This window comes from Ruegeria hyattellae (genome assembly GCF_041537925.1).
In the GTDB taxonomy this organism is placed as follows: Bacteria; Pseudomonadota; Alphaproteobacteria; order Rhodobacterales; family Rhodobacteraceae; genus Ruegeria_C.
In genome coordinates this window covers 54,004-79,113 of record NZ_JBGOSH010000014.1, presented here as the reverse complement: position 1 = coordinate 79,113, position 25,110 = coordinate 54,004, and the positions used below count along the sequence as shown (strand labels likewise).

Here is a 25,110-nt window from a genome sequence, read left to right as displayed (position 1 = left end):
TGGGCGGGTTTCTTATTTCCGGTGGCAAGCTCAGCTTCCGGCAAAGGGTGCCGCGTCGCCCCAAAGCTGTTTCACCCGGGTATCCCTGCCGCAGGCCTTGCGATAGAGTTTATAGGCGGTTGCCTGACGCTTGGGGCCGAAGCGGGTGAAGACAAGGCTTTTGCCCCTGTAGTAGTCCTGATGTGAGGCATCGGCGGGGTAAAATGCCCCGGCCGGGATCACCGGTGTCACGATTTTCTGCCCCAGCGCTGACTGGGCGTCGGCCTTTACCTGCTCGGCAAGCGCTTTTTCCCCTTTGTCAGAGACGAATACCGCCGTGCGATAGCTGTCGCCGCGATCACAGAACTGTCCGCCTGCATCTGTAGGGTCGACCGATCGGAAGAACATCTCAAGCAGCCGCCCGCGCGAGACTTTTCCGGAATCGAAGGTGATCTGGACCGCCTCGTAATGCCCGGTGCCGCCTTTGGTGATTTGCTTGTAGGTCGGGTTCTTGGTGGAACCTCCGGCAAAGCCCGAGACCGCGTCGATCACGCCGGGAACCTTTTCGAAATCGGCCTCGACGCACCAGAAACAGCCGCCCGCGACCGTTAGCGTTTCTTGCCCGGCGGCAGAGGCGGGAAGGCAGCGCAGCACGGCGGCGAAGGTTATCAGGGAAAAGAGCGCAATCGGCTTGATGTGATCGGACAGGGTCATGTCGGGTCTCCTTTGTCGTGATGGTGTGGCGAAGGGCACCCGCAGGCAAGAGGGTGACATGTTTTGTCACATGCAGGTGACCGGAGTTTACCCCTTGGCCCGAGCGCCTCACGGCAGTAGCTTGCGCGCCGGAGGAGAATAGCATGGCAGACAGGAAGAGCAGGCAGGGCAAGGCGTTGATCGGCAGCGAGGCGCAGGCATGAAGATCGCCATGTGGTCCGGGCCGCGCAACCTGTCGACGGCCATGATGTACAGTTTCGGCGCGCGCACCGATTGTGCGGTGATCGACGAGCCGTTTTACGCCGCCTATCTGGCGCGCACAGGCATCGATCACCCCATGCGCAATGATATACTGGCGTCGCAGGAGCAGGACGCAGGGCAGGTGGCGCAATATCTGTCCGGCCCCAACCCTGGCGCGCGACCGTTCTGGTATCAGAAACATATGACCCAGCACATGGTGGATGGCATTCCCCGCGACTGGATGCGGGCGGTGCGCAATGTGTTCCTGATCCGCCACCCCGCGCGGGTGATCGCCAGCTATGCGGCCAAGCGCGAAAACCCGGTGCTGGATGATATCGGGTTCCGTCAGCAGGTCGAGCTGTTTGACGAGGTCAATGATCGGGGCGGGTCGCCGGTTGTTGTCGACAGCTTTGACATCCGTGCCAACCCCGCCGAGACGTTGGAAAAGCTCTGCGATGCGATCGGTGTGCCGTGGTCGCCGCACATGCTGAGCTGGCCCAGGGGCGGCCATAAGGATGACGGGGTCTGGGCGGCACATTGGTACGGTGCGGTCTGGCAGTCGACAGGTTTTGCAAAACCCGAGGGGGATCTGCCGGAGGTGCCGGAAGACCTGCAACCGCTGCTGGCGGCCTCCATTCCCTATTACGAGCGGTTAACAGCTGACCGGATTTGATCAGGGCGGATCAGTGCAAATCTTCGAGAAGGCGCAGATTGCGCTTGCGGTCATCGAACCCCGGATGGGTGCTGAGCCAGCCCGAGATCCCGTCGACATCGTACAGGTTGTGATTATCGAAGAAGTCAAGCAGCCCGTCCGGGTCATAGCCCGCCTCCCTCGAAAGCGTGGCGCCGAACGTGTCAGCATGCAGCTCATGCGCACGTGAATAGGACAGCGACAGGATCAGGTTGCCCTGCAGCAGCGCGTCCTCGATGATCGGGCCGGTATCGCCCGCCAGCATGCTTATCAGGACAAAGCCACCAACCGAGCGATAGACCTGTTTGAGCCCGTGACGACCCGCGACATGGCCCATTTCATGCCCGATCACACCGGCCAGCGCATCGGGCGAAGCGGTCTCGGCCAGTGCGTCAGTGACGATGATGGTGCCATTGGGCAGGGCAAAGGCGTTTGGCCCCATACCGGGCATATCACGAAAGGCCAGCCGGTAAGTCTGCGCCGTACCGGTCGGGCTGGAATGTTCCAGCAGCTGGCTGAAGATATCGCGCAGCTCGGCCTGCCGGGTAGGGTCAAGTTTGCTGGGCTCGGCCATGACGCGGTCGATACTGCTCAGCATGCCTTGCTCCATGGCGTTGACGACCGGGTCAGGCGTCAGCCAGACCGCGACGTGGACCAGCGCAGTCAGCCCGTATTTCCACATCGCCCATGCACCAAGGATGCAGGCCAGCGCAACAGCTACAAGCCGAAAATGGAACTGCTCGAATCCGTGAAGGGCCGCGTGATCACCCAACAGATTGTCTACCGTCTCATGCGCGACGGTCAGAAACAGCGTGCCGTCGGGCAGGATGATCCGCCGCTCTGCCTGACCCAGACGCGGCTCGATTTTCACAGTGTCCAATGCGGCCTGAGTCAGGATCTTCTGGGCTGGATCGATCAGCCAGACCTGACCCTGTCCCACAGCCAGCCGGGCCACTATCTCGCGCGAGCTGAGCGGAGGATAGGCGCGGCCCTGGATGGACACGCTGCCTTGGGTTGAGCGGATGAAAGGCATCTGCGATTACCGGACCGATTACACCGCAACCTCGATCCCGAACCCTTCGAGATCGCCATACGCGTCGCCGATGGCATTGCCGCTCGTGGTTTCCTCATCGACGAAGTCATCCAGCGACCCGCCAGGATAGAGCGTGGTATGGTCGGCCAGATAGCGCGCACGCCGCACATGCGCCCAGGGCATCATCAGGCCAAGAGTCAGCAGCACCACAAAGAAGTTCGACACCGAAATCCACAGCAGTTTCAGTGGTGAAACGCTGGAGTGAAAGCTGTGTAAATCATCCAGTGTGAGGTTGTTATAGACCGTGTTGCGTACCATCGCGTGATAGATCAGCGCCGCCGGAACGATGGCCACCAGCAGCAGCACATAGATCAGCCCCGCATTGATGAGGGTTGCAGTCTCTTCGGAACCGGCCTCAAGCGCCTGCAGGGCACGCGGGATATTAAGGCTGGTGCTGACAACCGCAAAAAGGATCATTATGGAACCGAGACCCCAGACCATCGCCGCCAGCAGCGCCTTGTAGAACGGACCAATCGTGCTGCTGAAACTGAACCGTGTGGTGCCCAGCCCGTGTCCGTTGGCCAGAAAGCGCTGTATGGCACGGGTGACGAAAGGCCAAGCTGTGTAAAGCGAAAGGGCGGCGAGGATGGGATAGAGGTAATAAACCTTTAGCGCAGACCCGAAGCCGCCGTGAAACGTGAAGCGGATATTCGACCAGCTGGACATGCGGGCATTGAAGCGCAGCGACCGCACCAGCAGATAGGGGATCAGCGCAATCAGGCCCAGGATCATCAAAACCGCCGCAATCTCATTCGTACTGAGCAACGCGTAAGCCACAATCCCGGCAATGACGATCAGCCGCCCGAACATGATCTGCAATCCAGTGGCGTGATAGTCGAAATTGCGCCCGGCCACATAGGTGTTCTGGTAGAAGTATTTCTTGGTCCGTACCTTGGCCCAGGCGCTATAGATGCCAAGCGTCAGGATCGACAGCAGCAGATTGACGATCCAGATACCAAAAAACTCGCGCGCCGATCCGCGAAATTCGAACCTCGCTTTCGATAAATTTGAGCTGCTTACCTGCATGTTCGCCTCTGTGTTCTACAAGGTTACCGATACGCGGACCGCCGAGTTTCACTTGAGGCGGCCCGCATTCGGGAATCGCAGAACAAAGGGGCAAATCTTTGGCAGAGTTGTAGCGGTTCGGGGGTATCTACAACTCTGGCGCGTATTTATTTCAGGCGCTTTTCCCGCGCTGCCAGCAGTTTCAGACGCAGCGCGTTCAACTGGATGAAGCCCGCCGCGTCCTTTTGATCGTAGGCGCCCGCGTCTTCCTCAAACGTTACATGTGCCTCGGAATAGAGCGAGTGATCCGACCAGCGGCCCACGGTCGAGGCAAGGCCCTTGTAGAGCTTCACGCGCACAATGCCGGTGACATGGTCTTGAGATTTATCGATGGCGGCCTGCAGCATCTCGCGTTCGGGGCTGTACCAGAAGCCGTTATAGATCAATTCGGCATATTGCGGCATCAACTGGTCTTTCAGGTGCATCGCGCCACGGTCCATGGTGATGGATTCGATGCCGCGATGCGCCTCCAGTAGCACCGTGCCGCCCGGGGTTTCATAGATGCCGCGCGATTTCATGCCCACGAACCGGCCTTCGACCAGATCGAGACGGCCAATGCCGTGCTTGCCGCCATATTCGTTCAGCTTGGTCAGGATTGTGGCGGGGCTCATTGCTTCGCCATTGATGCTGACCGCGTCGCCTTTTTCAAAGCCGATTTCGATGAATTCCGGCTCGTTCGGCGCGTCCTCGGGATGCACCGTGCGCTGATAGACGTAATCGGGCGCCATATCGGCGGGGTCTTCCAGAACCTTGCCCTCGGACGAGGTGTGCAGCAGGTTGGCATCGACCGAGAACGGCGCCTCGCCGCGCTTGTCCTTGGCGATCGGGATCTGATTGGCCTCGGCGAACTCCAGCAAACGGGTCCGGCTGGTCAGGTCCCACTCACGCCAGGGCGCAATCACCTTGATGTCGGGGTTCAGCGCATAGGCTGCCAACTCGAACCGCACCTGATCGTTGCCCTTGCCGGTTGCACCATGGGCGACGGCGTCAGCACCGGTGGCCTCGGCAATCTCGACCAGACGTTTAGAGATCAGCGGCCGCGCAATCGACGTGCCCAGCAGATAGAGCCCCTCATAGACCGCATTGGCGCGAAACATCGGGAAGACGAAATCGCGGACGAATTCTTCGCGGATATCCTCGATATAAATGTTATCGGGCTTGATCCCCAGCAGCTCGGCCTTCTTGCGCGCCGGGTCCAGTTCCTCGCCCTGGCCCAGATCGGCGGTAAAGGTCACCACCTCGCACCCGTATTCGGTCTGCAGCCATTTCAGGATGATCGACGTATCAAGCCCGCCGGAATAGGCCAGCACAACTTTTTTGGGCGCAGACATGGGATTTCCTCTCAATCGAATGACGGATGGCCCCTAGCGGTTTTTTGGCAACAGGGCAAGGCGATCACATTGACGGCGCGGTTTGGCTGCGATCAAGTGCGCCAAACATTTCGCCAAATGGTTGAGGAGACGGGTTCAGATGTTGGGTTGGAAGATTTTTGCGCATTCCGTGCAGATGGTGCTGCGTAATCTGACGCAGGCGCTGCAAATCTCGGTAGTGCCGGGATTGATCGGCGGGGCAGTGGTCGTTGGGCTTTTTTATCTGTTCGGTATGCCGTTCGAAAGCTTCGATACGGAAACCACCGGTTTGCCTGAAGGCGTGACACAAGGCCAAGTAACGCTGTTCATGATCGCTTTTGCGATTACCATTTCTGTGGTGATGTTATGGGTTGTGGTTTCTTGGCACAGGTTTGTCTTGCTTGAAGAATATCCAAGCGGTGTCATACCACCCTTCAGGTTCGACCGTATTCTGGCTTATTTTGGCCGTTACCTGCTTTTGATGCTTCTGGCGTTTTTGGCGTTTATTCCCGTTGGGTTAATCCTGATGATATTGCAGGGCGCGCCGGTCCTCGCCGTTGCAGTGTCGGTCGTTGCGTTTCTGGCGCTCATCATCTGTTTTATCCGGCTTTCGATCATCCTGCCATCCGCGGCAATTGGAAACCCCATTACATTGTCGCAGGCCTGGGCCGCCACTGAGGGATCAACCGGCGCAATCATCGTTTTGGTGATCGTCGCGGTTCTTTTTCAGATCGCAATACAACTTGTTGCGTCCTTGCTTGCGTTGATCCCGGTCATTGGCATCATAGTCGTGCTGTTCGCCACCATGCTGGTCTTGCCGCTGATCAATGTCAGCATCCTGACGACCATGTATGGGCATTTTGTCGAAAAGCGCGAGCTGACGTAATCTTCGTACACTCATGTATTCCTTGCCCTTTCGACGGTGATGCGGCACGACACGCTCATGACTGATTTCATGACCCGCGCCCGTGCCGCTGAGCAGGCAATGCGCTCCGTCTTTCCACCGACGCCGCTGCAGCGCAATGCACATCTGTCCGAGCGTTATGGCGCTGACATCTGGCTCAAACGCGAAGATCTGAGCCCGGTGCGGTCTTACAAGCTGCGTGGGGCCTTCAACGCCATGCGCAAGCAGCAGGGGCAGGACCTGTTCGTTTGTGCCAGTGCGGGGAATCACGCGCAGGGTGTGGCCTTCATGTGCAAGCATATGGGGGTGCGGGGCGTGATCTTCATGCCGGTCACCACGCCGCAGCAGAAAGTCCAGAAGACCCGCAAATTCGGTTGCGAGCAGATCGAGATTCACCTGACCGGCGACTATTTCGATGACACGCTGGCCGCCGCACAGGACTGGTGTGCACAAAATGGCGGGCATTTCCTGTCGCCCTTTGACGATGAAGATGTGATCGAGGGGCAGGCCTCGCTCGCGGTTGAGATTGAAGAGCAGTTGGGGGGCGTGCCTGATCATGTGGTGCTGCCGGTGGGTGGTGGCGGCATGTCCTCGGGTGTGGCCACCTGGTTTGGCGACCGCACCCACTGCCTGTTTGTGGAACCGGCGGGCGGTGCCTGTCTGCGGGCAGCGCTGGCGGCGGGGCATCCGGTGACCTTGGGTCATGTGGATAACTTTGTGGATGGCGCGGCGGTGGGCCGGATCGGGGAAAAGACCTTTGATCTGCTGCGAAAAACCCATTTATCGGATGTACTGGTCCTGTCCGAGGACCGGATCTGCGTCACCATGATCGACATGCTGAATGTCGAGGGAATCGTTCTGGAGCCGGCGGGCGCGCTGGCCATCGACGCAGTCGAAGAGGTGCAGAGCTTTGTCCGGGGCCGCAGCGTTGTCTGTGTCACATCGGGCGGCAATTTCGATTTTGAACGCCTGCCCGAGGTAAAGGAACGCGCCCAGAGATATTCCGGCGTGAAGAAGTACTTTATCCTGCGTTTGCCGCAAAGACCGGGCGCTTTGAAGGAGTTTTTGGGGATTCTGGGCCCCGAGGACGACATTGCGCGATTTGAATACCTCAAGAAATCGGCGCGCAATTTCGGGTCGGTGCTGATCGGGATAGAGACTCTCAAGCCGGAGAATTTCGAACGTCTTTTTGCACATCTGGAGGATGCCGGGTTTACCTATACCGACATCACCAACGACGAAACGCTGGCGCAGTTTGTGATCTGATCAGACCAGATGTGCCTTGGCTTCGGCCTGAAAGGCAATCCGGGAGTTTTCAAATTCGGCAATGATTTCACCGATATCCACCGTGTCGGCATTGCCGTTTGCGGCCTCGCGTTCGCCATTCTGGCACAATGTGGAAAAGGTGCTGAAACCAAGGCTGAGCGCGCTGCCTTTCAGAAAATGCAGATCACGCTCCAGCGCGTCGCGATCGGGATTCACCTGCAAACGCGCGATCACCTCTCCGACCTCTTCCAGAAACAGGTCGAACACCTCGCCAAAGTCGTCCTCGCCAACCTCGTCACGCAGCTGGATGACGCGGGACCAGTCAATCATCTTTCACCTCTCGGGGCCGTTCTGCCCTGTGCGCAGTTTGACGAAGAGGTTGTAAACACAAAGTAAAGATTTTCCCGTAATTAGTGTTTCATAAGATGTTAAGACCATCTGCCTAGCGTGGTCGGGTGTCGGTAACGAAATCGTATCCGGGGTTGAGCGTTGCTGCAGGTTGGATCGGCAGAAGATCATTCGCAAAAGGTGTTGGGCTCGATCCGCCATGTGCTGGTCGTCGACGACAGTCGGCTGCAAAGACGAATCCTTGCCAGCTCCTTGAAAAAATGGGGGCTGGAGGTGGTCGAGGCCGATAGCGGCGACGAAGCGCTGCGCATTTGTGCCGAAGATCCACCCGATCTGGTGTTGAGCGATTGGGTCATGCCGGGCATAAGCGGCCCGGATTTCTGCCGTGCCTTTCGCGATCTTGAAACCAATTGGTACTCCTATTTCATCCTGCTGACCTCGAAGAGCGAAAAGAACGAAGTTGCGCAGGGGCTTGATGCCGGGGCGGATGATTTCCTGATCAAACCGGTCAGTTCCAATGAACTACGCGCGCGCATTTCCGCAGGCGACCGCGTGTTGGGGATGCAGCGCGAATTGTCGGAAAAGAACCGCCAGATTGAAGAGGCGCTGGAGGAGTTGAAGCTTGCGCATGACGCGATCAACAAGGACCTGATCCAGGCGCGCAAGATACAGGAATCGCTGGTCCCCGAACTCAGCCGCAATTTTGGCGCCTCGCGGGTCAGCCTGCTACTTGAGCCTTGCGGGCATATCGGCGGTGATCTGGTCGGAATGTTCTCGCCCGGGTCGGGACGGCTGGGGTTCTACAGTATCGACGTATCGGGTCATGGAATCACCTCGGCGATGATGACCGCGCGGTTGGGCAGCTATCTGTCGGCAAGCTATCCGGATCAGAACCTTGCGATGGAGGGCCGGTTCGACAGGTTTTATTCGCTGCGACAACCCGAAGAGGTCGCGCGTATCCTCAACGCCAGATTGCTGACCGATCGGGGGGTCGAGGAATATTTCACCATGGCCTACGGGATTGCCGATCTTGAAAGCGGCGCATTGCGTCTGGTTCAGGCGGGCCATCCGCACCCACTGCTGCTGCGCAAGGACGGTACGACCGAGTTTCTGGGTGAGGGCGGTGTACCGATCGGCCTGCTGCCCGATGTGCCTTACACGCAGATCGAAACCCAACTGGAACGTGGTGATCGGGTGCTGATGTACTCCGACGGATTCACCGAATGCCGCATGAAGAACGGCGAGATGCTGGATGAGGACGGTTTGCTGGACCTCGTGCGCGCCTGCGATCCCGATCTGCAGGGACGGGCGTTTCTGGATGCTCTTTACGACAAGCTCAGCCAGCGCATGTCGCCCGAGTTTGGGATGGAGGATGACGTGTCGGCCACCTTGTTCGAATTCAACGGCCCGTGAGCGCGGTCAAAGCGTGCCCATCAAAAAGTGGTGGGCAAAATGCCGGTCGCCCGCATTGCCCAGCATCTGGGCTGCCTCATCCGCGCCCATCCAGACCGGCTCGTGAATCGCCTCGGTCGGTGGGCCAACGCGACGAACGGGCCGCGCGCAGTAGATCAGGCAGATCTTCTCGGCCCACAGATCGTATTCCGGCATATAGACGAACCGCCGGAACGCGCCGACACGACGCGGAGTTGCGATTTGCCAACCGGTTTCCTCATAGACCTCGCGATGCAGCGCAGGCAGGGGCGATTCGCCCGGATCGATGCCACCGCCGGGAAGCTGCAGGTCCGGCCCGGGTTCGGTCTGGCATGTCAGCAGGAGCGATCCCGACAGGGGCAGCAGGGCATAGACGCCTGCGCGCCGGATATATTTCCGACCCGGTTCCGGGCTTTCACCAAAACGTCTGATCATGTATGCGCCTCTTCCAACTCGGCTTGCCCGCCTTATATGGTCGCGGTATGCCAACCTGTGGCGCGTAAGGAAACCCCATGACACTCAGTACCAAAATCGCGTGGGACGATACGGTCCTGCCATTTCAACTTGATGTTCCGGACATGCGTGGCCGGGTCGCCCGGCTGGACGGCGTCCTTGACGGTATCCTCAGGCAGCATGAATACCCGCCCGTGGTCGAAGCGCTGGTGGCCGAAATGGCGCTGCTTACCGCGCTGATCGGCCAGACCATCAGCCTGCGTTGGAAGCTGTCATTGCAGGTGCAGTCCAAAGGCCCGGTGCGGATGATCGCAACCGACTATTATGCCCCCGAGCACGAGGGCGATCCCGCTCGCATCCGGGCTTATGCCAGTTTCGACGGCGACCGGCTGAGCGATGGCGCGCCATTCGAGCAGGTGGGCGAGGGATATTTCGCGATCATGATTGATCAGGGCAGCGGGACCCAGCCCTATCAGGGCATCACGCCCTTGGATGGCGGGTCGCTGAGGGCCTGTGCCGAGGCCTATTTCGCGCAGTCCGAGCAATTGCCGACCCGATTCTCGCTCAGTTTCGGGCGTTCGTCGGAACCTGGCACGCCTGAGCATTGGCGAGCTGGTGGCATCATGCTGCAGCACATGCCCAAGGCCTCGCCCTTCGTGGCCAGTGGCGACGGCGAAGGCCAGATTCTGACTGCCGCCGATCTGGTCGAAGGCGAAAGCGGCGAGAACTGGAATCGGGTCAATATCCTGCTCGATACGGTCGAGGATCTGGAACTGATCGGTCCCTCGGTTCCGCCCACCGACCTGCTGGTGCGTCTGTTTCACGAGGAACAGCCGAGAGTCTACGATTCGCAGTCGGTGCGCTTTGGCTGCTCCTGCTCAGAGGATCGCGTGCGTCAAAGCCTGTCGATCTATTCGGCGCAGGATATAGCCAAGATGACCACTGATGAGGGCGTCGTGACTGCCGATTGCCAGTTCTGCAGCGCGCATTACGTGCTGGACCCCAAGACCGTGGGGTTCGAGGCGGATGCGGATGAAAGTGACTGATCCAACCCAGGATCTGCGCGCAGCCCTGGCCCGTCCCGGGCTGGGGTCCAGCGATTTCGACCTCAATCCCGAGGCGGTGCTGCCCAAGGATCGCAAGTTGCGGCCTGCGGGCGTGTTGGTGCCGATCCTGATGCAGGGGGACGGACCAAGGCTGATCCTGACCAAGCGGTCCTCGGCGTTGAAACACCATCCGGGTCAGATCGCCTTTCCCGGCGGCAAACAGGATGAGGGCGACGCAGACGTGACCGCCACAGCTTTGCGTGAGGCGGAAGAAGAGATCGGCCTGCCGCGTGATCTGCCCCGTGTGATCGGCCATTTGCCCTCGCATGAGACGGTGACCGCGTTTGACGTGACCCCGGTTGTCGCGCTGCTTGACCGTCCTTTTGAGGTGGTGCCCGAACGTGGCGAGGTCGAAGAGGTGTTCACCGTGCCGCTGTCTCATGTCACGTCGCCCGCGAATTTCATGGTGGAATCGCGCCGTTGGCGGGGACAGCGCCGCAAGTATTTCGTGGCGCCCTATGGCCCCTATTACATCTGGGGCGCGACGGCGCGCATTCTGCGCGGGCTGGCCGCGCGGATGACCCCGTGACGCGGATCAGCGATAGCTGGCTGACCCGGCCTGCAACGCAGGCGATCTGCCGTACCCTGACGGAGGCGGGTGCGCAGGCGCTGTTTGTTGGTGGATGCGTGCGCAACGCGCTGCTGGGTGCGCCTGTCTCGGATATCGACATCTCGACCGATGCGCTGCCGGACCAGGTCATGGAGCTGGCACAAGCCGCTGGTATCAAGGCAGTGCCCACAGGCATCACCCACGGAACGGTGACGCTGGTCAAGGGCGGTATCCCGCATGAGGTCACGACCTTCCGCCGCGACGTTGCCACCGATGGCCGCCGCGCCGTGGTCGCCTTTTCCACGGATCTGGCCGAGGATGCCGCACGGCGCGATTTCACCATGAACGCGCTTTATGCAATGCCCGACGGCACGGTGCTTGATCCGCTGGACGGGATCAAAGACCTGACCACCCGCCGGGTCCGGTTTATTGGTGTGGCGCAGGACCGTATTCGCGAGGATTACTTGCGGTCGCTGCGCTACTTCCGGTTTCACGCCTGGTACGGTGACCCGGCACAAGGCTTCGACCCCGACGCGCTTGCGGCGATTGCCGAAAACCTGGATGGGCTTTGCGCCCTCTCGCGCGAGCGGGTGGGGGCTGAGATGCTAAAGCTTCTGGGCGCCCCCGATCCGGCCCCCTCAGTTGCCACCATGCGTGCCATCGGTGTTTTGACAGCGGTGTTGCCGGGCGCGGATGACCGGGTCCTGGCCCCGCTGGTACATCTTGAAGCCGAGGCAGGGCTTGCCCCCGACCCGCTGCGGCGGCTTGCGGCGCTGGGCGCGCCTGAGCAGTCGTCCACCTTGCGCTTGAGTCGGGCACAGACGGGAACGCTTGCGAAACTTCATGAGGCTGCGACCGGTACCGCACAGGCGGGCGAATTGGGCTATAGGATCAAGGCAAAACTGGCGGTGGATTCGCTGGTGCTGCGCTGCGCCTTGCTGGAACAGCCCTGGAATTCGCAGTGGAAACCCCAGGTCGAATCCGGGGCCAAGGCGCGGTTTCCGGTGTCTGCCGGCGATCTTATGCCAGAATTTCAGGGACCGGCGCTGGGTGCGAAACTGGCTGAGTTAGAGACGAAATGGATAAAGTCTCAGTTTGATTTGTCGCGCGACGAACTGCTTGGAATGGCGTGATATTTGCGCCGAAAAATTTTCCTGGTGACAACTCGCCCGGTTTCCAGTTAGCTTGCGCTCAGTCACATGAAGGGAGGGCTGCGAATGTATCACGGGATCTGGTTCCGCTAACGCTGGGATAACCGACCCGTATCGGGTGGTGTCCTGGCACCGCCGCTTTCGCATGTCTTTCTGTCTGCTCATCCGGAGCACGTTTCATGTTTCGTTACTTCGAAAATCTCGTCGACCCTTTTGTTGCCTATCCCGAAAATGACCGGCCGCCGCGCAAGCTCTGGCCGTTCATGTTGGACTACTCACAGCCGTTCAAACGGGTGTTTGTCTGGGTTTCGCTGATCTCGATCGTTGTTGCAGCGATTGAGATCGGATTGATCTACTACATGGGTCGGGTCGTTGACCTGCTGACCGGCGAACCGCAGCAGGTCTGGGCCGCGCATGGCACTGAACTGATCCTTGTGGCCTTGTTCATCTTGTTCTTGCGGCCGCTGATCCAGTTCATTGATGTGCTGCTCTTGAACAACGCGATCCTGCCGAATTTCGGCACGCTGATCCGCTGGCGGGCGCATAGGCATGTGTTGCGTCAATCGGTGGGGTGGTTTGAAAACGATTTCGCGGGCCGGATCGCCAACCGCATCATGCAAACGCCACCCGCTGCGGGTGAAGTGGTGTTTCAGGTCTTTGACGCGATCTCATATTCGCTTGCCTATCTGATCGGTGCCGCGATCCTGTTGATGACGGCCGAGGCCCGGCTGCTTTTGCCGCTACTGATCTGGTTTGCGCTTTATGCCTGTCTGGTGCGTTGGACGGTTAGGCGGGTTGGCCCGGCCTCCAAGGCGGCATCGGATGCGCGGTCTGCGGTGACGGGTCGAGTGGTGGACAGCTATACCAACATTCACTCGGTCAAGATGTTCGCGCATCACGACCTGGAACTCGACTATGCCCGCGAGGCGATCGAGGAAACGCGGCGGACATTTCAGGTCGAGATGCGGATCTTCACTACGATGGATGTGGTGTTGACGCTGCTGAACGGTCTGCTGATCGTTGGCGTTGTCAGCTGGGCGATCTGGCTTTGGTATTACGGGATGTCTTCGGTCGGTGTCGTCGCGGCCGCCGCCGCGCTGACCCTGCGGCTAAGCGCGATGACCGGCTGGATCATGTGGGCGCTGACCAGCTTCTTCCGCGAACTTGGCGTCGTGGCCGAAGGGATGGAGACCATCGCACAGCCCATCGACCTCGTGGATGCGCCCAAGGCCGAACCGCTGCACCTGACCGATGGTCGGATCGAGATCCGCGAGCTGTCGCACCATTACGGGCGCGGTGCCGGTGGTCTGGACCGGATCAGCATGACAATCGAGCCCGGCGAAAAGATCGGGTTGATTGGCCGGTCCGGCGCCGGGAAATCGACCCTCGTCAAGTTGCTGTTGCGGTTCTACGACGCCGAGTCTGGTGAAATTCGGATCGACGGACAGTCGATTGCCGATGTCACGCAGGACAGCCTGCGGCGCAATATCGGTATGGTACAGCAGGACAGTTCGTTGCTGCACCGCTCGGTGCGTGACAACATCCTCTATGGCTGTCCTGATGCCAGCGAGGATGAGATGATCGCCGCTGCCAGACGAGCCGAGGCGCATGAGTTCATCCTTGATCTGGCCGATCCCGAAGGTCGCCATGGCTATGACGCCAAGGTCGGTGAGCGCGGGGTGAAACTGAGCGGTGGTCAGCGGCAACGGGTGACGCTGGCGCGGGTGATCCTGAAAAACGCGCCGATTCTGCTGTTGGACGAGGCGACCTCTGCACTAGATTCCGAGGTCGAAGCGGCCATTCAGGATACGCTATACGGCATGATGGAAGGAAAAACCGTGATCGCTATTGCACACAGGCTCAGCACGATTGCCCGGATGGACCGTATCCTGGTTATGGATCAGGGTCATATTGTCGAACAAGGACCGCATGCCGAATTGCTTGCACAGGGCGGGCTCTATGCTCAGTTCTGGGCGCGGCAATCGGGAGGGTTCATGAACCCGGAGGCCGCTGAATGAGACTGGCGGACCTGATTGATCCGTTCCGTAAGATCGAAACGCCCCCGCCCGACCGGCTGGGGGCGTTCATGCGCTGGTGCCTTGCGGGGGCATGGCCGATGCTGTTTATGGCCGCCGGTTTCTCGGCCACAGCCGGGATCATGGAGGCTGGCACCGCCTGGATTCTGGGCCGGGTGATCGACACCGCGACATCGGGCGGGCAAGATCTGTTCTTCTCGGCCGGCAATCTCGCCATGATTCTGGGCGCAGTGACATTTTTTCTGCTGATCCGCCCGGTCTTTTTTGGCCTCACCGCATTGTCGAACAACTATATCGTCATGCCCAACATCCCACCGCTGGTTCTGGCGCGGCTTAACCGCTGGACGCTGGGCCAGTCGGTGACCTTCTTCGACGACGATTTCGCCGGGCGGATTGCGCAGAAACAGATGCAGACCTCGAATGCCATGTCTTCGGTCGTGTCCGAGACGATTAGCGCAATGGTGTTCGCTCTGGCCTCGCTGGTTGGCACGGTGGCCCTGCTGGGCTCTATCCATCCGCTGGTCTTGCTGCCCTTCATCGGATGGCTTGGTGTCTATTTCTTTCTGATCCGCTGGTATCTGCCGCGTATCCGCAAACGCTCGGCGGCGCGGGCAGGGGCGCGGGCGCTGGTGTCGGGCCAGATTGTCGACGCGATCACCAATATCAAGACGGTCAAGCTGTTCGCCCATTCCGATCACGAGGAAAGTGCCGCGCTCGACGCGCTGGACGAGATGCGCGAACGCTCGTTGGAATTCGGCGCGCTTTCGGCCAGCTTCCGGTTCATCCTGATGTGCCTGGCGGGGGTTCTGCCGGTCATGCTCCTGGGGGTAACGCTGCTTTTGTGGCAATCGGGTAGTGCAACAACGGGCGACATTGCTGCCGCCGGGACCATCTCGATCCGCATCGCGCAGATGACCGGTTGGGTCAGTTTCACGTTGATGGGGATGTACGCCAATGTCGGCGAGGTCGAGAACGGCATGAAGACCCTGGCCGTCGCCAACCGAATCGAAGATGCGCGCGGGGCTAATGACTTGCGGGTTACTGAGGGCGAGATCGTTTTTGACGATGTGGGATTTGCCTATGGTCGTGACATTGGCGGTGTTCAAGGCATCGCGCTGACCATCAAGCCGGGCGAGAAATTGGGCATCGTCGGCGCCTCGGGGGCCGGGAAATCGACGCTGGTTTCGCTATTACTTAGGCTCTATTCGGGCGAAAAAGGTGAAATTTGCATTGACGGACAGAACATCGCCACTGCCACACAGGACAGCTTGCGGCGGCAGATCGGCATGGTCACGCAGGAAACCGCCATGTTCAACCGTTCGGCGCGTGACAACATCCTGTATGGCCGTCCAGATGCAAGCGAGGCCGAACTGATCGCCGCCGCCGAAAAGGCCGAGGCGCATGAGTTCATCCTGAGCCTGCAGGACGGGCAGGGGCGGACCGGCTATGACGCGCATCTGGGCGAGCGGGGCGTGAAACTGTCCGGCGGGCAACGCCAGCGGATCGCTCTTGCCCGCGCGATTCTGAAAGACGCGCCGATCTTGGTTCTCGACGAGGCGACCTCGGCGCTGGATTCAGAGGTCGAAGCCTCGATCCAGACCGCGCTTAGCCGGGTGATGCGAGGCAAGACCGTGCTGGCGATTGCGCACCGGCTGTCAACGCTCAGCGAAATGGATCGGATCATCGTGATGGATCAAGGGCGGATCGTCGAAAACGGCACCCATGACAGTTTGCTGGCCAAGGGTGGGCTCTATGCGCAGTTTTGGCATCGGCAGTCGGGTGGCTTCATCCGGACCGAGGCAGCGGAATAAGGGTTTTTTGTCGCGTGTCGCCCCTGTATCAGGCGGGTCATGAGCGAGATTTATCACATTGAGCGGTTGGGCCATCAGGGCGACGGCGTTGCCGTCGGCCCGATCTATGTGCCCCGCGCCTTGCCCGGTGAACGGGTCAGCGGCGTGCTGGACGGGCGCAACCTGACCGATATTCGGATCGAAGAGCCATCGGAAGACCGGGTAAAGCCACCCTGCCGTCACTACCGCGCTTGCGGCGGGTGCCAGTTGCAGCATGCCAGCGATGGCTTCGTCGCCAACTGGAAGCAGGAGGTGGTGCGCACAGCGCTCGCCGCGCAGGGCGCTGAAGCTGACCTGCGCCCGATCCACACCTCGCCCGCTGCCTCGCGTCGCCGGGCGACGCTGGCGGTTCGGCGCACCAAAAAGGGCGCGCTTGCCGGCTTTCACGGCCGTGCCTCGGGCGTGATCACCGAGATCATTGATTGCCAGTTGCTGGACCCTGCCTTGCTGCGGGCGATCCCGGTGGCCGAAGCGCTGGCACAGCTTGGCGGCAGCCGTAAAGGCGCGCTTGCGGTTACGCTCACTTTGTCCGATGCTGGTCTTGATGTGGCGGTCAGGGGCGGCAAACCGCTGGACGGGCCGCTGGAACTGGCGCTGGCACAGGCTACCGAACACCACGGTCTGGCCCGGCTAAGCTGGGAGGATGAGGAGATCGCCATGCGCGATCCGCCCACCCAACATTTCGGCACCGCGACCGTCCTGCCGCCGCCCGGAGCGTTCCTGCAGGCCACCAAAGACGGTGAATTGACTCTGCTAGAGGCCGTTTCCGAAGCCGTCGGAGACGCGAAACGGATCGCCGATCTGTTTGCCGGAAGCGGTACATTCAGTCTGCCGCTGTCTCGAAAAGCCGAGGTGCACGCTGTCGAAGGCGATCGTGAGATGACTCGCGCACTGGATGCCGGGTGGCGCAAGGCAAGCGGACTCAAGAAACTCACCACCGAGGCGCGCGACCTGTTCCGCCGTCCCCTGATGCCGGATGAGCTGGCCAAGTTCGACGCGGTCGTGCTCGACCCGCCACGCGCCGGAGCCGAGGCGCAAGTGGCCGAGATCGCCGCCTCCCGGGTTCCGGTGCTGGGCTATGTCTCGTGCAACCCGGTCAGCTTTGCGCGCGACGCAAAGACACTAATCGACGCAGGCTATGCTCTGAACTGGGTGCAGGTGGTCGATCAATTCCGCTGGTCGTCCCATGTCGAGCTTGCGGCCTCATTCTCGATCACCCATATGAGCGCCAACTGAGCAGGAGCAGGCGGATATGGGGTTCAGAGAGCGGTTGGGCGCATTTGTGGAACATGTCCGGTTCGGGCAGTTCATTACCGGTGTCATCATCGCCAACGCTGTGCTGCTGGGGATGGAGACCTCACCTGCGTTGATGGACAGGTTCGGGTCTTTGATCGTTTCCCTCGACAGGCTGTGTCTGGGGATTTTCGTCATCGAAATCCTGATGAAGCTGATCGCGCGGGGCCATCGGTTCTTTACCAATGGCTGGAATATCTTCGACTTCCTCGTGGTGGGCATCGCGCTGGCACCGGCCACCGAAGGCCTGTCGGTCTTGCGGGCGCTCAGGATTCTGCGGGTGCTGCGCGTCATCTCGGTCGCGCCGCGCCTGCGCCGTGTGGTCGAGGGGTTCATCACCGCTCTGCCCGGCATGGGCAGTGTCTTTGTTCTGATGGCGATCATTTTCTATATTGGCGCGGTGATCTCGACCAAACTGTTCTCGCATTCCTTCCCGGACTGGTTCGGCGATCTGGGGCTGTCGGCCTATACGCTCTTTCAGATCATGACGCTGGAAAGCTGGTCGATGGGCATCGTGCGCCCGGTGATGGAGGCCTATCCCTATGCCTGGGTTTTCTTCGTTCCGTTCATCATGGTCACCACCTTTGCGGTGGTGAACCTGCTGGTCGGTCTGATCGTTAACTCGATGCAGGACGCGCATCATGCTGAAGACGAGGTCAAAACTGATGCCTATCGCGACGAGGTTCTGATGCGGCTTGAGGCAATTGAGGAACGGCTGGGCAAGCAGTTTACGACAAAAAAGTGATTTTGTTTTTTAGTGATTTCGTTCTATGCGGGTAAAAAAGAGAAAAAACGAGGCAGATGGCAATGGATCGGCGGACATTTTCACTGGGCGCGGTTGCGACGCTGGGAGTTTCAGGCTGCGGCAGCAGTTCGGCGCGGCGGTTTCGCAGCTATAACGGACCCAAGGTGACCTCGGTTGTGGTCAACAAGGGCACGCGGCGGATGTATCTGATGCACAATGAGCAGATACTCAAGGAATATGACATCGATCTGGGCTTTGCCCCGGCTGGTGACAAACGGGTCAAAGGCGATGGCAAGACGCCCGAGGGCACCTATTGGATCAACCGTCGCAATCCCAACAGCAGCTATCACCTGTCGCTGGGCATTTCGTACCCCAACGCGCTTGACCGGGCAGAAGCCAAGGCCATGGGCAAGGAACCGGGTGGTGACATTTTCATTCACGGCGAACCCAACCGGAACCGGCGACAGGCAAGGGACCCGGACTGGACCGCCGGCTGCATTGCGGTCAAAAATAAAGAGATCGAAGAGATCTATGCCATGGTCACCGACTGGACGCCGATTGCGCTGCGTCCCTAAGGTGCAGACCAAGCGGTGAAGCCAAACTGGATATAGTCGCGTTGATAGATTTCGGCGCAGGCCTGCTCCAGATCGGCATCATAAATATCGGCCAGAGCATAAGGCGTATCATCGGGGGCAATTTTTGGCACCGGTGCGTCCGTGCGGCCCAATTGCCGGGCAAGGGCGGGAAGCTGCGTGGGCATCTCATCTTCGCGCAGGACCATATCCGGTAGGGCAAAACCGGCAAATCCTGCGAGGGTTTCGGTCTGACTGCCCCAGGTTCCATCCACACGGATCGATGTCTGTCCCGCCAGGTTCTGCCGGAGAAAGCCCAGGAACGCCTCGAATGCGGCACGGTGACCGTCTTTGGAATAGCTCTCATCGGGCGCCTCGGTCGGAAGCGGGATCTTGTGGTAATCTCTGAGTAATCGCCGAATCCTCAGATAGCTGCCTTGCTCGGTTCCCAGAATTTGGCGGCAAAAAACCGAATGCGCGCGGGCCAACGGATGGCGCAGAACCGTAAAGCGGCGGTGTTCAGGGCGTTCCCGCATCCAGTGACGGATGGTTTTCTGGTTGGCACCTGAGGTCAGGTTGCCCACGGGCACATCATCAATCGCGGCCATCCATTGCTGGACCTCGGCCTCAGGCCCGCCGCGCACCGGCATAAACATCAACGGGGTTTCCGACCCCAGCACATAGCCAGGCACTGCCGGACCCCGGCGGGGTTCGAAATTTGGCGTGCGGGTCAAATTGAACCGGTCCAACTCTGCCAGAGCCTTTGCCATCTCGCGCGGGTTTGACACCTTGGCCTCGACCGGTTCAGGATTCTGTCGCGTTAGGCTCTGATCCAGCTCGTTCAACCGCCCGTCAACGCCAAGCCAGGTGGCCAAGCCATTCAGTATCTCGACGCTTTGTAGGTCTTCATAGGCCATATAAAACGCCGTCTGTCCCGCTTTTTGCAGTGTATTCAGTAGGGTGACCTGAAAAGTCTGGGTGGATTCGACATGGCCCAGAAACTCCGGCCCGTCGAATCTGGTTTTGGCATTCCGGCGTTTCTTGACGTTGGTGAGTTTCCATTGCTTGGTCGTGCGCGCGATCTTCCACGAGACATAGCTGTCCAGCGGGTTGCGAGTCAGGATGATCTTGGCGCAACTCGGGTCGGACAGCGCATGACCCAGAATCCGCGGATCGTGATCGTGGAAATACCGAAACCCGCCAAGCGTGCCAGGTACTTCGCGGATTGCGGCTAACAGGGAAAGCGGGTCGCGGTCGCGTGCTTCTTGCGAGATGTTCAGAATCTCGGAATATTTCGGGCCGCCAATGAAATGTGGATTGAACGCCTCTCCATAGCTGGTGACGCCGGGCAGCGCATTTAGATTGGCCTCAAGAAAGTTCGAACCGGTGCGCATCTCGGCGAAGACAATGAAATAGTCGAATTTGGCGGGCATTTTGCGTCAACGCACCAGATAGGGTTTACGCAGCGATTTCGGTGGGTTGACCGGATCCGGTTCAACTGGGAAATCGCCCATCAGATAAGGGTGCATGCCCTGGTTCTTGAGATTTTGCAGGAACTGCCCAAAGCCGCTGAGATCGACCATCTTCGGGGCCTCGGTCAGCTGGGATGTTGGGGCTGTGGCGATCTCGTCAATGATCATCTGTACCGGTTCCATCGGGGATTCCACGAATTCGGCCATGGTCCAGATCCGCACCCGCGCCTTGGTCAGGCCAGAGCGCAGGATAGTCAGATGCTCACTCTCAATCTTTTGCAGGCGCGCGGCTTCGGCACGCAGATCAGCGAAATTTCGGTTCGACCGGAATAACGGGACTGCCCAAGCGCCCGTGATCACCGAGATTTGGGCGTTGGTATCGCGTGCCACCAGACCGTTGATAGCCTGATTGTCGCCGGGACCGAACTGGAAACACTGCCGCTCGCCGCGCGTGTTCCAGATCAGGTTGGTCAGAAAGGCAGTCGGATTATAGTCGCGCATTACCGCATTGTCGCAGAGCGCGCCGTTGATCATTGTGTCGCCCCCGGCGAATTGCACGCGATCAGGCGCGAACAGGTGGCCATGCACGCGCATTCCGGTCGCCTTTTTCAGCCAGGGTTCGAAATTTTCGAACAACTCGGTAAAACCCTGGAATAGGGAATAGGGGTTCGATGTCAGCCCGTTTTCGTTGCCATGCTTGGGAAAACGGCTTTGCATATACAGCCCGTCGCGCCCGCGCGTGCGCCGTTCTACCGCCTTGGCAAAAATGCGGTCGATCTTGCCGGGATTGGGCTCAGTCCGTTTCATCGCCTCAGACTGGTCGGTCAGAAATGCCTGATAGAGACGATTGGCGCGCGGCCAGATCTTGCGGGCCACAAAGCAGTCGGACCGCCGCAAGAGCTGCAGGTGATCGTCATAGAAAATATGCGGCTTGCCTCTGAAATCGAACTTCGACAGAGTTAGTGACCGGCTTTCGATACGGCCGGAATAGAGCCGCGCCAGGGTTTGGTAGTAGCTTTCGTCGGGGATCCAGACCTGCCGGAAATACCGGTCATAACGTGCACGATTGGGGTCCTGAAGGATTGCAGACAGGGTCTGGCGCGTCAGGCACCACCACTGGCTGCCCATATGAGGCGTCAGCCCTTCGGGAATCTTGCGCTTTAGGCCCAGCGCGCGCTGAAGAGCGACGAATTTGTCGAACAGGAACCGGTTTTTCCGCCACGAGAACGGGAAGCGCAAGGTGAACCGTTCGCTGTCCAGCCCGCCAACGGTCCAGGGCACATCGGCGGTGGTGGCGCTTTCGACGAAATCGGTGCGGGGCCGGTCGGCCAGATAATCGATAAGTTCCTGTACCGGCCGCAGCGGCAGGCAGGCCCCCGAGGCAAGGTAGACATGGCGCACATCGGCAAACGTCTCAAGCATCATTTCCGAGGCGGATTGCGAGGCGGCAACGATGCCCCATGTGCCCCATTCGCATGTGTGGCGTTTGCTGAACAGGATCTGTGGGTCGTTTGCACAGGCCGTGCGGAAGGCGTCATAGATCGGGCGGGGCACCTTCCGGTCTACGTGAATGACGACCGGGCAGCCAGCCGCGCGCCAATGGCGCGCCACCTGCTCGGCGCGATCCAGCGCGCTATGGACCAGCATGACGATGCCAACGCTGCTCATGCCCAGTTCCCCTTGGACATGAGACCGAGGATCTCGAGCTGGCGCCAGTTAATGTATCTTTCGGACCATTTGCACCACATGTCCGGAAGATCTTGCGTTGCCGTCTCATAGGCGTGGTATTCGGCCGAGTTGGCATAGTGCTGATTGCGCTGCACTTCTTCCTTTGCCTTGGCCGAAAATGTGTCCAGAAACTTGGTGTGCAGCAGCGCGCCGCTGGCTTTTTCGCCGCCCCATTCTTCATAAACCTGGTTCAGGCCGCGTGGCAGCAGCGCATGTGTGGAACTGACATAGGCGTATTTGCGGTGCCACTTGACCAGCGGAATCTTGTTCAGCGCTGGGGCCTTTTTTGGCTGGTCGGCAAAGAAAGCACGGCTGCGCGGCCCACCCTGAATCCACAGATTGCCATAGGTGGGGTTTTTGGTGATTGAGTAATTGCCGCTGTCGAACCATTGCGCGATTTCCAGCGGGTCCTGACCGGGCTGATAGGGCATATCGCCCAGTTTCCCCTTGGGATAGACATCAACCAGCATGGCGCTGAAGCTGCGGATCGAGGACCCGTCAAGCCAGTCGGTCAATGCCTGGATCGGGCGGGTGTCACAGAACGGGTAGATAAAGAACTCGTCCGGATCGACAACCAGCGTCCAGTGGCCGTGCGCATAGCTCCGCTTGAGGTAATTCATCCAGTCCACGCCGTGGGTCGCGCGGCGGTAGCTGTGACGCGTGTGCCAGACCGAGATGTCGCTTTGCCCCGATAGGTACTCCAGCGTGCCGTCACTGCTGTCGTTATCGACCAGCAGGAAATGGTCGATACCCATCTCGCGGTAGTATTTCAGGAAATAAGGCAGCCTGATCTTTTCGTTGCGGATGGTGCTGACCAGCAGGACATCGCCGGGTTTGATTGCACTGGTATTGTCATGAACATTTGACAGCTCGCGACCTTTCCGAAGGCACCGCAGCAGTCGGCGCCGGCGCCGCAACCTCATACGATAGGAATCCCACAGACTCACGACATGTCCAACCTTTGAGTGGTACGCCTGGACGGGCCCTAGCCGGAACGACCCGACATGGAGCGATGATTCAACATATAACCCATTTAATCGTATTGAATATCAATTGGGTTAAAATGCGCTATCTTTTTGGCTTTTGTGTCACGCCTCGGTGCCTAAGTGATGGGCAAAACCGGGTCGCGGGGAAATTTGCTTCGCCCCTCACCCCTTGAACAGAAAACTGGGAAACTGGCCCAGCGCGCGCGGACTCTGCATCGCTTGTGCGTTAGGTCTTGTGGTGCCATCCATTTGGCAATGTTGGTAGAAGGCCAGGCCATCGGCGAGCGTACGCATTGCGTCGGGGCGCATGTCCTCATTTATAAAAGGTGCATGGGTCGACAGGTACAGCGACGGGCGCTGCGCCTCCAGCCAGGGCAAAAGCGTCGGCAGCAGCGAAAACTCTGCCCCCTCCACATCCATCTTGACCAGTGAAACACCATTCAGGTCAACCGCTTGCACGATCTGGTCCCATGTGATGCCGATCACATCGGTGCCAAGTTCCGGGTCGCCCAGCACAGAAGTCATCGAGTCGCCTGCCTCGCCGCCGAGGCTGGCCATGCGGACGATGCCGGTCTCTTTCCAAAGTGCCACGCCAAAGGCCGAGACATTGCGGATGTTGTTCAGTTCAAGGTTCCAGATCAGATGGCGGTAGGCCACCGGGTCAGGTTCGAAACACCAGACATGACGGGCGCGCCGCGACGCGTAAAGAACGGTCGGTCCGGCCCAGGCGCCGATATCTACATAGTCGTGATCTGGCGACAAATGCTGGTCGAGAACGGCAAAGGTCTCGGGCTCCCACTGGCCTGCGGTGACCTTGCGCCAGAATTTCGAGTGATAGGGATCCAACCGGAATGGTTCGCCATTCAGCTTGCCGTTGTAATACCCACGAGCGCGGTAGAACATTTTACGCGCTTTGGTGAACATGGCTTGCCTCCGTGTCTTTTCTGCTCTCGTCCATCTTGTGGTCGTCGGGTGCCGTTCCGGCCTGCCTTACCCAGTTAACGTGGCAAGGTCGATAGGTCTTGGCCAAGCCCCGTCATCGCCCGCCCCAGCCGCCGCTGTTGAGCAGACCCAACCGCTCTAGCTGCTGCCAGTCCTCGTAACGCTGCGTTTGCGCGGTCCAGAGGGTCGGGGCGGCGGCAATCTGGTCGTAATAAGGACCAAAATCCTCGGGATGGGTGAAATGTTGTCCGCGCTGACGTTCTATCACCGTTTTGGGCAGTATATCGGGCTGGAATTTAATGTGCAGCAACACGCCCGAAGGCGTCGTGCCTCCGGGCCCGTCATAAGCGAAATTCAAATCGCGTGGCAGGATCGAGTGGCAGGAATTCACGTAAGCAAACCGCCGAGACCAGCGCACCAGCGGGATCTTGTTGAGCGTGGGTGAACGTTCGGGCCGGTTGGAAAAGAATACTCTTTCGCGCGCACCGCCCTGCACCCAGAGATTGCCTAGCGGCACCTGCCACTGCCCGCGATAGGGGCCAGGATCGAACCCGTTCACCACGTCCAGCGGGTTGGTCGCCGGATCCTGGCTTTGCGCGCCGATCGGTCCTTTGGGATAAAGATCCAGCATCAGTGCGCCAAATACCTGACGGTTCTGCGTGTCGAGCCAGCCGGTCAGATCGCGCAATCCTGAGCGGTCGCAATGGGCAAAGACCAGCAGCTCATCCGCGTCCGCCATCAGTACCCAATGCCCATGCGCATAGCGCATCTGCAACCACGTCACCCAGTCGAGGCCGAATCGCGCGTCGCGATAAGAGGCATCCGTATGCCACAGCGATACATCCGGTTGATCGCGCAGCAACTCGGTAGTGCCGTCGTCGCTGCCATTGTCGACAATTAGAAAGTGATTGATGCCCAGCTCGCGGTAATAGTCCAGAAAATGCGGCAACCGGGTGAACTCATTGCGCATCGTGGCAACCAGCAGGATATCCTCTGGCGCGATCAGCGTCGTCCGATCCACCAGCGCCAGCAGATGGTGGCGGCTGCGCCAGGACCGCCACAGTAACCGCCGCCGCTTCCATCGCAAGCGATAGGCGTCTTTCAACCCTATGGCGGTCGGCGGGTCGGAGGCGACAGCACGCATCG

23 protein-coding genes are annotated in these 25,110 nt (G+C 59.6%); 12 read left to right on the top strand and 11 right to left on the bottom strand.

Features of this window, described 5'->3' with window-relative positions; all coding sequences use genetic code 11:
• Positions 1–30: 30 nt before the first annotated feature.
• Positions 31–693, bottom strand: coding sequence for a peptide-methionine (S)-S-oxide reductase MsrA (gene msrA, locus AB1E33_RS24150; RefSeq protein ID WP_372579801.1), 663 nt, complete (start codon positions 691–693; stop codon positions 31–33).
• Between the two features lie 199 nt (positions 694–892).
• Here msrA and AB1E33_RS24145 point away from each other — a divergent pair, with 199 nt between their 5' ends.
• Positions 893–1,606, top strand: coding sequence for a sulfotransferase-like domain-containing protein (locus AB1E33_RS24145; RefSeq protein ID WP_372579800.1), 714 nt, complete (start codon positions 893–895; stop codon positions 1,604–1,606).
• Between the two features lie 10 nt (positions 1,607–1,616).
• Here the strand turns inward: AB1E33_RS24145 and AB1E33_RS24140 are convergent, their stop codons facing one another.
• The 3 genes from AB1E33_RS24140 to AB1E33_RS24130 form a co-directional block, all read right to left on the bottom strand.
• Positions 1,617–2,657: a M48 family metallopeptidase gene (locus tag AB1E33_RS24140; RefSeq protein ID WP_372579799.1), complete on the bottom strand. Its 1,041-nt coding sequence runs from the start codon at positions 2,655–2,657 to the stop codon at positions 1,617–1,619.
• 18 nt (positions 2,658–2,675) lie between these two features.
• On the bottom strand, positions 2,676–3,743 hold the full coding sequence (locus AB1E33_RS24135; RefSeq protein WP_372579798.1) for a YjgN family protein: 1,068 nt from the start codon (positions 3,741–3,743) through the stop codon (positions 2,676–2,678).
• 146 nt (positions 3,744–3,889) lie between these two features.
• A complete protein-coding gene (locus tag AB1E33_RS24130) occupies positions 3,890–5,113 on the bottom strand; it encodes an argininosuccinate synthase (RefSeq protein WP_372579797.1) in 1,224 nt (407 codons plus the stop codon).
• Between the two features lie 139 nt (positions 5,114–5,252).
• Here AB1E33_RS24130 and AB1E33_RS24125 point away from each other — a divergent pair, with 139 nt between their 5' ends.
• Positions 5,253–6,017, top strand: a complete 765-nt coding sequence (locus tag AB1E33_RS24125; protein ID WP_372579796.1) for a hypothetical protein — start codon at positions 5,253–5,255, stop codon at positions 6,015–6,017.
• Between the two features lie 57 nt (positions 6,018–6,074).
• Positions 6,075–7,301: a threonine ammonia-lyase IlvA gene (ilvA, locus tag AB1E33_RS24120; RefSeq protein ID WP_372579795.1), complete on the top strand. Its 1,227-nt coding sequence runs from the start codon at positions 6,075–6,077 to the stop codon at positions 7,299–7,301.
• Here ilvA and AB1E33_RS24115 read toward each other — a convergent pair whose 3' ends face one another.
• On the bottom strand, positions 7,302–7,631 hold the full coding sequence (locus AB1E33_RS24115; protein ID WP_372579794.1) for an Hpt domain-containing protein: 330 nt from the start codon (positions 7,629–7,631) through the stop codon (positions 7,302–7,304).
• Positions 7,632–7,790: 159 nt separating this feature from the next.
• On the opposite strand from AB1E33_RS24115, the gene AB1E33_RS24110 reads away from it, so the two are divergent.
• Entirely contained in the window at positions 7,791–9,062 is a 1,272-nt protein-coding gene (locus AB1E33_RS24110) for a PP2C family protein-serine/threonine phosphatase (protein ID WP_372579793.1), read from the top strand.
• Between the two features lie 6 nt (positions 9,063–9,068).
• Here AB1E33_RS24110 and AB1E33_RS24105 read toward each other — a convergent pair whose 3' ends face one another.
• Positions 9,069–9,515 carry an NUDIX domain-containing protein gene (locus AB1E33_RS24105; RefSeq protein WP_372579792.1) on the bottom strand — a complete coding sequence of 149 codons (447 nt, stop codon included), beginning with the start codon at positions 9,513–9,515 and terminating at the stop codon, positions 9,069–9,071.
• 77 nt (positions 9,516–9,592) lie between these two features.
• On the opposite strand from AB1E33_RS24105, the gene hslO reads away from it, so the two are divergent.
• The 8 genes from hslO (at position 9,593) to AB1E33_RS24065 (ending at position 18,839) form a co-directional block, all read left to right on the top strand.
• Complete coding sequence (hslO, locus tag AB1E33_RS24100; protein ID WP_372579791.1) at positions 9,593–10,579, top strand: Hsp33 family molecular chaperone HslO; 987 nt, start codon at positions 9,593–9,595, stop codon at positions 10,577–10,579.
• Positions 10,560–11,168: a CoA pyrophosphatase gene (locus AB1E33_RS24095; RefSeq protein WP_372579790.1), complete on the top strand. Its 609-nt coding sequence runs from the start codon at positions 10,560–10,562 to the stop codon at positions 11,166–11,168. The genes hslO and AB1E33_RS24095 overlap by 20 nt, the downstream gene beginning before the upstream one ends.
• Complete coding sequence (locus AB1E33_RS24090) at positions 11,165–12,322, top strand: CCA tRNA nucleotidyltransferase (RefSeq protein WP_372579789.1); 1,158 nt, start codon at positions 11,165–11,167, stop codon at positions 12,320–12,322. The genes AB1E33_RS24095 and AB1E33_RS24090 overlap by 4 nt, the downstream gene beginning before the upstream one ends.
• Positions 12,323–12,519: 197 nt before the next feature.
• Entirely contained in the window at positions 12,520–14,358 is a 1,839-nt protein-coding gene (locus tag AB1E33_RS24085; RefSeq protein ID WP_372579788.1) for an ABC transporter ATP-binding protein, read from the top strand.
• Entirely contained in the window at positions 14,355–16,187 is a 1,833-nt protein-coding gene (locus tag AB1E33_RS24080) for an ABC transporter ATP-binding protein (protein WP_372579787.1), read from the top strand. The genes AB1E33_RS24085 and AB1E33_RS24080 overlap by 4 nt, the downstream gene beginning before the upstream one ends.
• Positions 16,188–16,226: 39 nt before the next feature.
• Positions 16,227–17,462 carry a class I SAM-dependent RNA methyltransferase gene (locus AB1E33_RS24075; RefSeq protein WP_372579786.1) on the top strand — a complete coding sequence of 412 codons (1,236 nt, stop codon included), beginning with the start codon at positions 16,227–16,229 and terminating at the stop codon, positions 17,460–17,462.
• Positions 17,463–17,478: 16 nt separating this feature from the next.
• The gene (locus tag AB1E33_RS24070; RefSeq protein ID WP_372579785.1) at positions 17,479–18,264 is read left to right on the top strand and encodes an ion transporter; all 786 of its coding nucleotides are present in this window, start codon (positions 17,479–17,481) and stop codon (positions 18,262–18,264) included.
• A 62-nt stretch (positions 18,265–18,326) separates the two neighbouring features.
• The gene (locus tag AB1E33_RS24065) at positions 18,327–18,839 is read left to right on the top strand and encodes a L,D-transpeptidase family protein (RefSeq protein ID WP_372579784.1); all 513 of its coding nucleotides are present in this window, start codon (positions 18,327–18,329) and stop codon (positions 18,837–18,839) included.
• On the opposite strand, the gene AB1E33_RS24060 is transcribed toward AB1E33_RS24065, so the two are convergent.
• From AB1E33_RS24060 to AB1E33_RS24040, 5 genes are all read right to left on the bottom strand, one after another.
• Complete coding sequence (locus AB1E33_RS24060; protein WP_372579783.1) at positions 18,836–20,269, bottom strand: nodulation protein NodH; 1,434 nt, start codon at positions 20,267–20,269, stop codon at positions 18,836–18,838. The genes AB1E33_RS24065 and AB1E33_RS24060 overlap by 4 nt on opposite strands.
• Positions 20,270–20,275: 6 nt before the next feature.
• On the bottom strand, positions 20,276–21,976 hold the full coding sequence (locus tag AB1E33_RS24055; RefSeq protein ID WP_372579782.1) for a DUF5927 domain-containing protein: 1,701 nt from the start codon (positions 21,974–21,976) through the stop codon (positions 20,276–20,278).
• Positions 21,973–22,959, bottom strand: a complete 987-nt coding sequence (locus AB1E33_RS24050; RefSeq protein ID WP_372579781.1) for a glycosyltransferase family 2 protein — start codon at positions 22,957–22,959, stop codon at positions 21,973–21,975. Before AB1E33_RS24050 ends, AB1E33_RS24055 begins: the two co-directional genes overlap by 4 nt.
• Positions 22,960–23,184: 225 nt before the next feature.
• Entirely contained in the window at positions 23,185–23,946 is a 762-nt protein-coding gene (locus AB1E33_RS24045; RefSeq protein ID WP_372579780.1) for an FkbM family methyltransferase, read from the bottom strand.
• A 112-nt stretch (positions 23,947–24,058) separates the two neighbouring features.
• The gene (locus tag AB1E33_RS24040) at positions 24,059–25,108 is read right to left on the bottom strand and encodes a glycosyltransferase family 2 protein (protein WP_372579779.1); all 1,050 of its coding nucleotides are present in this window, start codon (positions 25,106–25,108) and stop codon (positions 24,059–24,061) included.
• Positions 25,109–25,110 lie beyond the last annotated feature (2 nt).